Raw genomic sequence first — 8,770 nt, 5'->3', positions numbered from 1 at the left:
AAAATGGCCAGCTGATATTTCAACTGGCCATTTTTGTTACTGTCTTAAATCTGAAAGCGAAAGACGGATGTACCTAAGTCTACATGTTTGTGCCACTGATATTAGGAGGTACTAACGGGTTGTTTTTTTTAGCAATTCGATAGGCGTCAAAAGCGGCAAGTCCCCAAATTAATAGCATTAAGTACCCCGTAGTAGCAAGCTGAGGGTTATCTATTACTCCTTGGTCCATCAATGCTTGTTGGATTGCCGAAATCTCCAGAGAAACTTCCCCTCGCATAATGCTATCGATAACTTGTTGGCTCTTAGTAAGGATATCTTTAACAAATCCCAATAGCAAATAAGCAAAGCTAGCAATAAAGCCTAGGGCTATTGCATATTTCTTTAATAGTAAATGCCCAACCCCGGGGAAAATCAGTAATGAAAATAAGGTAACTTTGGTTGTTTGTTTCATGTGTGGACTACAGGTAAGCCTTTTAAAGTAAAGACATCATATAGTGATAACTTAAGTTAGGCTATACAAAATAACCGCTAGTTTGGTTGCGATAGAAACCAAATACGATCCTGACGAAACTGTTCTGGTTCAATAATCAAACGATTGTTTTAATTGAAATAAGAATGTATACTCAAAATAATAAAACACATTGAGTTACATTTTCAATAAATTTAATAAACTCAGATGCTTGCGATGTGAATGAAAGTCGTTACTACTGGGCATCTTAGCGCAATTATAAGAAGGACTTGGTTTAGCAATAGAAATGTTAAATCTAAGTAACATAAAATTAACGCTTGTTTAATTTATGTTCAAATGGTATTAATTAATAAAATAAAAATAAGGAACGGTTATGCCACAAGCAGCAGTTCGCCAATATGAGGAAGATGAGCATTTGCCAACAGCAGAAGTTGATCAGCAGGCAGCATTACCTACGGAATCTGAAGAAGCATTAACTAGTGTGGACTCTCCGATCGCTGACGATAAACAAGAAGAACCGTATTATCATTATACCGTTGATACTAAGGATCCCGATCCTTGGTTGATAAAGCATAAAAGCAAAATTATTGCTTTAGTTATCCTAGCTGCCGTTGCTGTAGCAGGTAGCATATTCTATAAAGACAATCTATTAAATCAACAAACACAAGCTATTGTCGCTGCACCGCAATTGAATGATTTTTATTATATCGATTTTCGAGTCATTAAAGATAACCTTCGTCCGGCCGAAAAATTTAGAATGGCGAAAGTTAAAGATATTACTGGTGATGTAGTAACGCTTAACTTTAGTAGCTATTTTTATCTACAAGAGCATGAGTTGAATGAAGCTATTCGTTATGCACAACTGAGATTTGAAAAGTTTTTCCAAGAAAAACGTCATAATTACAAAATTAGTGAATTACAGGCAATGATCGAGTCGGGTGCTATTGTTTTGGCGCGTCGTCCTGAAGGTAATATGCTTGATGGCAACGTAGTTGTGCCAGATTCGCATTTTGACTCTAGTTCAGTATTCATCCCGGGTAAAAAAGAAAATTTTTCAGGCTTAGAATATTTAAAGTTTGCTAATGGCGGTAAGAGATCGGAATTAGCCTTAGAGAAGTTTCAAGAATCTGCAGACTATGGTTTTGCTAAAGGTCAAGTAAACCTTGCGCAAATGTACCTTAACGGCACCGCGGTAGATAAAGATTTACACCAAGCACTTACTTGGTTTCAAAAAGCTGCTTTGCAGGCTTATGAGCCAGCAATATTAAAGTATGCAATAGTTTGTCAACAAGTAGAAAGTTGTGCCATTGCTGATTTCTACCAAGAAGTAGTTAACGCAGGTGTGAATATTGAATTTACTAAACAAGCTAATGTTAGAGCCACTACGAAAGCATTTGAAAAAGCATTAGAAGACGCTAAAAACTAGCAATAATATTTTGATTACCATTCATTTTTGAATGACTAAAAAAGGCTTAAATTTATTTAAGCCTTTTTTCTATCTGTTAGAAAACTATTTTTAATAGTAGAAGAACAAAGTAGTAAAATAAAGCGAGAATCAAATAAGTTATATGCCTCTATAGTTTACTCAGGAACTCTTTGTAAACGTCATCTTCGAAGTCTCTGATAGAGAACTATTGCTATTTAGACCCTGGATTCAGGACAATAAGCTCAGGAGAATGTGCATCCTGCATTCTCTAATAAGTGTCATCTATGCCACGTCTGTATTGTCTAATAAGTGCCATCCATGGCACGTCCGATTAAAACACCACGGGGATGACGCTCCGGAGCAAAGTGCATTGGCATGATAAGTTATTAAACTATTTTTCATAGACTCGGCTAAAGGGCGGTAGAGAATCAAGTAATTGCTTACCATAGCGTTTGGTTACTACCCGCTTATCTAGTAAGGTTATAACACCTTTATCCCTTTCATTTCGTAATAATCGCCCACAAGCTTGCACAAGTTTTTTTGAAGTATCTGGTACTGATAATGTCATAAAAGGATTACCGCCTTTTGCGGTCACATATTCAGCTTGTGCCTGTTCAACAGGTGAGGTTGGTACCGAGAACGGCAACTTAGTAATAATTAAGTTATTGAGGTAGTCTCCAGGTAAATCTAGTCCTTCTGAAAAGCTCTGGGTACCAAAAATTATACTTTGTTTGTTATTATCACAACGCTTTTTATGCTGCTCTATTATTTGTTGGCGTGATAGCTCTCCTTGCACCATTATTTCAAGTTTACTGTTCTCTCTTAGGGTTTGTGCGACTTTATTCATTTGCCAATAGGAAGAGAATAGCACTAAGCTAGCACTACCCTGGTCAAGGTACTTAGGTAATTTAGTAATTACTTCATCAGTAAAATCAGCAGCACTGGCCTCATTGTCCATCTTCGCTATGACTAATTGTGCATTGTTCTGGTAATCAAAAGGCGAGTCAACTTGTTGATATTGACTACCGTCATCATTTCTTAAACCGACTTGAAAGCGAAAGTGGTCGAATGAATTTAAGGCACGTAATGTTGCCGAGCACAATACTGCGCCTTCACATTTGCTCCACAGCATATTGTCTAGGGTGAAGCCTACCTCGATAGGAGATGCGCTTAATAGGTAATCATGACGTTTACTGGTTAGTTTTTCTAACCAACGTGCCATTGGCGCAGATTTTTCATTATCGGTTTTGGCATACATAGTCCAAAGTGCAGTTAAACTCTCTAAACGTTGTAACAGAAAACCAGCTTCTCCAAGTAGAGGTTCAGCTAGATAGGTTTGGGTATCGCCATCTTTTACCGATTCAATAAGTCCGTTATAGAGTTTATTTAAATGGCTTAATGATTTTTTACTCAGGCTTTGTATATCTTCCGCCCAATTTTTTAATGTTGGTGGAATAATGCCATTTTCAAATCGATATACTTGTTCATCATGCTGAGATTTCTTAGTAAATTTATTACCTTGGGATAGTGAATCATCTGCTTGAAAATAGACATTGGCATTAGCTTCAATAAAGTTAAGGACTTTTTGCATTTCCAACAATAGTTCTTGGCAGTCATCACCTAACTTTAACGCCGGAGAAATAGCACTCTGAGACTTAATCAACTTAGCCATTTTATCGCCGGTTTCACCAAGCTTTGTTAACCATTCAATTGTGCCCTTTAAGGTGATATTGGCACTGGAAAAGTCACGTGTCACCTTTGGCAGGTGATGTGCCTCATCAATGATATAAAAGGTATCCTCAGGAGAAGACAGTATTCTACCGCCGCCTAGCTCTAAGTCAGCCAATAACAAACTATGATTTATCACTAAAACATGGGCTTGATCCATAGTTTCACGCGCCTTGTGGAAAGGGCAATGACTATGCTCAGATAGGTTTTTTAAACAGCTGTGTTTATCACCTTGCACTTGCTGCCAAATATGTTGTGGTAACTGTGTTTTCCATGAATCAATATCGCCAAGCCAACTACCATCGAGTAGTGCTTTGTGCATGGCATTAAGTGTTCTGACATCTTTGGCATCGGGCTTTTCTGCGAAAGTAAAACCCACTTGAGTTGGCTCATTACCTGAGCTGGTTGTTACTGCTTGGGTAAGCTTTTGTCGACAGACATAACGTTGTCTGCCTTTAACTAAAGTGAAGTCAAAGTTTAAGCCCGCGTGCTCTTTTAAAAAGGGTAAATCCTTGTCGACTAATTGTTCTTGCAAGGCGACGGTGGCTGTTGAAATACAAACCTTTTTATTTCGAGCAAGGGCGAGTGGAATGGTACCTAAACAATAGGCGAGTGATTTACCTGTACCTGTACCGGCTTCAATAGTAATAATTTTTCTATCTTTACTGTATTCGCCCGCTAGCGTCTTGGCTATTTCGGCAATAAGGAAAGTTTGTTGTTTACGAGGATTAAAGTGCGTTAAGTTCTCGCCTATGGCTTTATAAGCCTGACGAATAGCTTGTTTTAACTTATCAGATAACATTGTTACTAGTTTCCAAAAAACAGAAGATCGGTTACACTGCTGTATATATTAACAGGTTTACGCGTGTAGCACGAAAAAAATCAAGATAAAATGGCAATTTCTAACACAATCAATATCAATAGTGGTTTCTTACTGACCCGACAAGTGCAAGATAGCGCCAGTGGTTTGCAAATAACCTTGTGGCTGAAAAGTAGCTCTGGTCCCGTTAAACTGGAAATACTTAATGAGTTAGCCGTTTTTTTTATTGAACATCATCAACTAGAGCTAGCGCTTAGTAGCCTGAATGAACAACGCATTCCACTTAAAAAATTTCAACAATTATCCTTAAAAACCTTTGCTCAGCAAAAAGTTGCCGGTCTGTATTTCAGTTCTATGCGCAGTTTTTACCGTGCTAGGGATGCCTTAAAAGACCAACAAATAAAATGTTATGAAGATGATATTAGGCCCGATGATAGGTTTTTAATGGAGCGCCATATTACCGCTGATATTGATTTTATTGGTAAGGGGGTAGGTGATTATATTGCTGGCAATCAAAACGAGTCAGCTTCTAAAAGTTATCAATTAGTAAAACAAACCCGATGTAAGCGTGCAAAAACACCCGCTGAAGTCAGCCTAACAATGCTCTCTATAGATATTGAATGCTCTATGCAAGGGGAGCTCTACTCTATTGGTTTGTATGCTTTTAATACTAACTCTTCGGATACTAAAGAGGAGTTTAAGCGGGTATTAATGATTGGTGAGTCGCAATCAAACGCTGAAAATTATATTCAATGGCTAACAGATGAAAGACAGTTATTAGTTAAATTTATTGATGACATTAATGACTTTGATGCCGATATTTTGATTGGCTGGAATGTGATTAATTTTGATTTCTCATTGCTACAAAAACGCTGTGATCTCCATGGTATTAAGTTTGCCATCGGCCGTGATGGTAGTACGCCTTACTGGCGTAAAAATGCCAATAACCCCGAGCAAAATTTTATTGAAATAGCAGGGCGTGTTGTTCTCGATGGTATTGATTTACTGAAAAGCGCGACCTATAGTTTTTCCAGTTTTTCCCTTGATAATGTTGCCCAGAATCTACTTGGCTTGGGTAAAAAGGTTGCTGATGTTGACAATAGAGTACAAGAAATCACTGATAATTTTCATCATAACAAAGCAGCACTAGCCGCTTATAACCTAGAAGATTGTCGCTTAGTTTGGCTTATTTTTGAAAAAACGCAGCTATTAGCATTTGCCCAGCTAAGGGCACAACTCACCGGCCTTGCCATTGATAGAGTCGGTGGCTCGGTTGCCGCCTTTACCAACCTTTATTTACCTAAACTTCATCGCAGTGGTTATATTGCCCCTAATATGGGCGATGGTGAATCAGGTTTAGTGTCGCCTGGCGGCTATGTGATGGACTCCATTCCAGGGCTCTATAAAAATGTCTTGGTATTAGATTTTAAGTCACTTTATCCGTCAATAATTCGCACCTTTAAAATTGATCCCATGGGGTTAATTGAGGGGCTTAAAGAGGTTCGTGCGTTTAATTCTGCTCAAGATAAAGTCGGGCAATTAGATCACGATAATCGACACCTTGTTATTCAGGGCTTCGATGGTGCTTATTTTTCAAGAGTGGCGCACTTTTTACCTGATATTATCGAGTCTCTTTGGTTAGAGCGAGATAAAGCCAAACTACAAAAAAATGCCGCCTTATCACAAGCGATAAAAATTATTATGAATAGCTTTTATGGCGTACTAGGTTCTACCGGTTGTCGATTCTTTGATCCTCGGCTATCGGGCTCTATTACTAAGCGCAGCCATGAGATTTTAAAGAAAACCAGCAAGTGGATTTCAGCAAAAGGTCATAAGGTCATCTACGGTGATACTGACTCCATTTTTGTTTATATCGGCGCTGATAAATCAAAGCAGCAGGCTAAGCAGTTAGGTTTGGAGTTACAGGGGTTTATTAATGATAAATGGCAACAGACCTTAAAAGAAGACTTTAAAATTACCAGCCAATTAGATATTGAATTTGAAACGCATTTCACTCAATTTTTAATGCCAAAAATACGTGGCTTTAATACTGGTAAATACGCCGGTAAAGATCAAAAAGCTATCGGAACTAAAAAACGTTATGCCGGTATTGCTAATGGCGTCATGATTTTTAAGGGCCTGGAGACAGTGAGAAGTGATTGGACCGAGTTAAGTAAAGACTTCCAACAAGAGCTTTATCGGCTAGTGTTTAACGATGAACCCATTGATGAGTATATTCTAAAAATAGTCGACGATTTGAGGCATGGGCTCTTTGACGAGCGATTGATTTACCAGAAAAAAATTCGACGTCAGTTAAATGATTATGTTAATACTCCCCCTCATATTAAAGCTGCTTTGATTGCTAATAAAAAGCTTGAAGAGCAGGGCTTGAAGCAAAAATATCAGCATAGAAGTACTATTCGCTATGTTATTACCTTGGATGGTGTACAACCCCTAGAGTTTAAGGACAGCAAACTTGATTATGATTTTTATGTGGAGAAACAACTTAAACCGATAGCTGATGATATTTTACCCTTTATTGGCAAAGACTTTGAATCCATTGCCGGTGATCAGTTGGGTCTTTTTTGAAGGCTATTTAATGGCTGCTATCGTTTTTTATTTTAATTGCATTTAATTAGACATTTATTTTCAATTTATATTAACAATTTCTAGCCAGTAAGCTTTAATCAGGTTATAACTACTTTATAAAAAATTTTAGATGGCTAGATAGCTGAACTGATAGCAAACGGATTGATTAACTGACCAACTTAGAACTACGTTAGTGAGCTTAGAACAAGCAAAATGTGTTAAACATAGTTATTCTATATTTCATTCATTTTGTGACGTTATCAGTTTACTAACGAGTTCCCGAAGGACGAGTTTAAAAGGCTTACATGCGGCGTTATTGATTTTGACAAGGGAATAACCATTCTCTTCAATCAATGTCTTGCCTCTAAGCCTTTTAATTCTCGCTAAGTGATCAGTTAATTAGTCCGATTGGTATAATATTTATTCTGCTAAAGCTGAGTTTTTCCAATGGAAGTGATTATGAAACAAGATACTAAAATAGTAAATGCTGGACGAAGTGCTAAATGGACTAAGGGTGTGGTAAACCCTTCAGTTACCCGGGCCTCAACGGTTGTCTTTAATACGGTAGCCGAAATGAATCATGCCGTTGCTAACCGACATAATCAAACCATGGTTTATGGTCGCCGTGGCACCACCACAGCTTTTGCTTTTAGTGATGCTATGACCGAGTTAGAGGGCGGTGCTGGTTGTGCATTATACCCATCGGGTACTGCGGCTATTACCAATGCAATTCTCGCTTTTGTCCAGCAAGGTGATCATATTTTAATGGTTGATAGTGCTTATGAGCCTACCCGTGATTATTGCGATAAAATATTAGCTAAAATAGGGGTTACCACTACCTATTATGATCCTATGTTAGGTGCTGGAATTGAAGCGCTGATCCAAGATAACACCCGTCTTATTTTTTTAGAGTCTCCAGGTTCAATTACCATGGAAGTACAAGACGTACCTGCCATTAGCGCAGTTGCTCATAAACATGATTGTATTGTTATGCTCGATAATACTTGGAGTGCCGGTATTAACTTTCAACCCTTTGATTATGGCGTTGATGTTAGCGTACAAGCGGCTACTAAATACATTGTCGGTCATTCTGATGTCATGCTTGGCACAGCAACGGCGGTAGAGAAATATTGGCCACAACTGCGTGATTACAGTTATTTGATGGGCCAGTGTACTTCCCCGGATGATTTATATTTGGCGCTGCGCGGTATTCGTACTCTTGGGGTTAGGTTAAAGCAACATCAACAAAGTGCACTCACCGTTGCCAATTGGTTAGAGTCGCGACCGGAAGTGGCTAAAATTCTTCATCCGGCTTTTGAGTCTTGTCCTGGTCATGAATTTTTCAAACGGGACTTTAACGGCGCTAATGGCTTATTTTCTTTTGTACTTAATTGTGGCAATAAAGTGGCATTAACCGCGTTTTTAGATGGCTTAGACCATTTTAAAATGGGCTATTCATGGGGCGGTTTTGAAAGTTTGATTTTGGGGATTAGCAATGTAAATGCTATTCGAAGTGCGACCACGTTTGATTGTGAGTTCCCTTTAATTCGTCTTCACATTGGTTTAGAGGATGTTGATGATTTAATCAGCGACCTTGAAGCGGGCTTTGCACGCTTTAATCAAGTACTTGCTAAGAGTTAAGTGTCTTTAAAATCATTGACTGAGAAATAGGTAAACAGGCAGATAAAGCATGTCTCATTGCGCTTATCTGCTTTTTTGTACCATAAATTATCTCTCT

The 8,770-nt window shown here is 38.3% G+C and carries 5 protein-coding genes; 3 read left to right on the top strand and 2 right to left on the bottom strand.

The annotated features are described in order from the left end of the window. Positions 1-79: 79 nt before the first annotated feature. A complete protein-coding gene (locus HRT50_RS08940; RefSeq protein ID WP_291613577.1) occupies positions 80-451 on the bottom strand; it encodes a hypothetical protein in 372 nt (123 codons plus the stop codon). A gap of 391 nt (positions 452-842) precedes the next feature. Here HRT50_RS08940 and HRT50_RS08935 point away from each other — a divergent pair, with 391 nt between their 5' ends. Beyond that, positions 843-1,895, top strand: a complete 1,053-nt coding sequence (locus HRT50_RS08935; RefSeq protein WP_291613575.1) for a sel1 repeat family protein — start codon at positions 843-845, stop codon at positions 1,893-1,895. A 391-nt stretch (positions 1,896-2,286) separates the two neighbouring features. On the opposite strand, the gene dinG is transcribed toward HRT50_RS08935, so the two are convergent. Next, positions 2,287-4,425, bottom strand: a complete 2,139-nt coding sequence (gene dinG / locus HRT50_RS08930) for an ATP-dependent DNA helicase DinG (RefSeq protein WP_291613573.1) — start codon at positions 4,423-4,425, stop codon at positions 2,287-2,289. 90 nt (positions 4,426-4,515) lie between these two features. Between dinG and HRT50_RS08925 the strand changes: the two genes are divergently transcribed. Both HRT50_RS08925 and HRT50_RS08920 read left to right on the top strand, forming a co-directional pair. Next, a complete protein-coding gene (locus HRT50_RS08925; RefSeq protein WP_291613571.1) occupies positions 4,516-7,032 on the top strand; it encodes a DNA polymerase II in 2,517 nt (838 codons plus the stop codon). Between the two features lie 459 nt (positions 7,033-7,491). Beyond that, positions 7,492-8,673 (top strand): cystathionine beta-lyase, encoded by a 1,182-nt coding sequence (locus HRT50_RS08920; RefSeq protein ID WP_291613569.1) that lies wholly within the window; start codon positions 7,492-7,494, stop codon positions 8,671-8,673. The last annotated feature ends 97 nt before the right edge of the window (positions 8,674-8,770 follow it).

Source organism: Colwellia sp. (genome assembly GCF_013215345.1).
GTDB lineage: Bacteria > Pseudomonadota > Gammaproteobacteria > Enterobacterales > Alteromonadaceae > Colwellia.
This window is presented reverse-complemented; position numbering and strand designations above follow the sequence as displayed.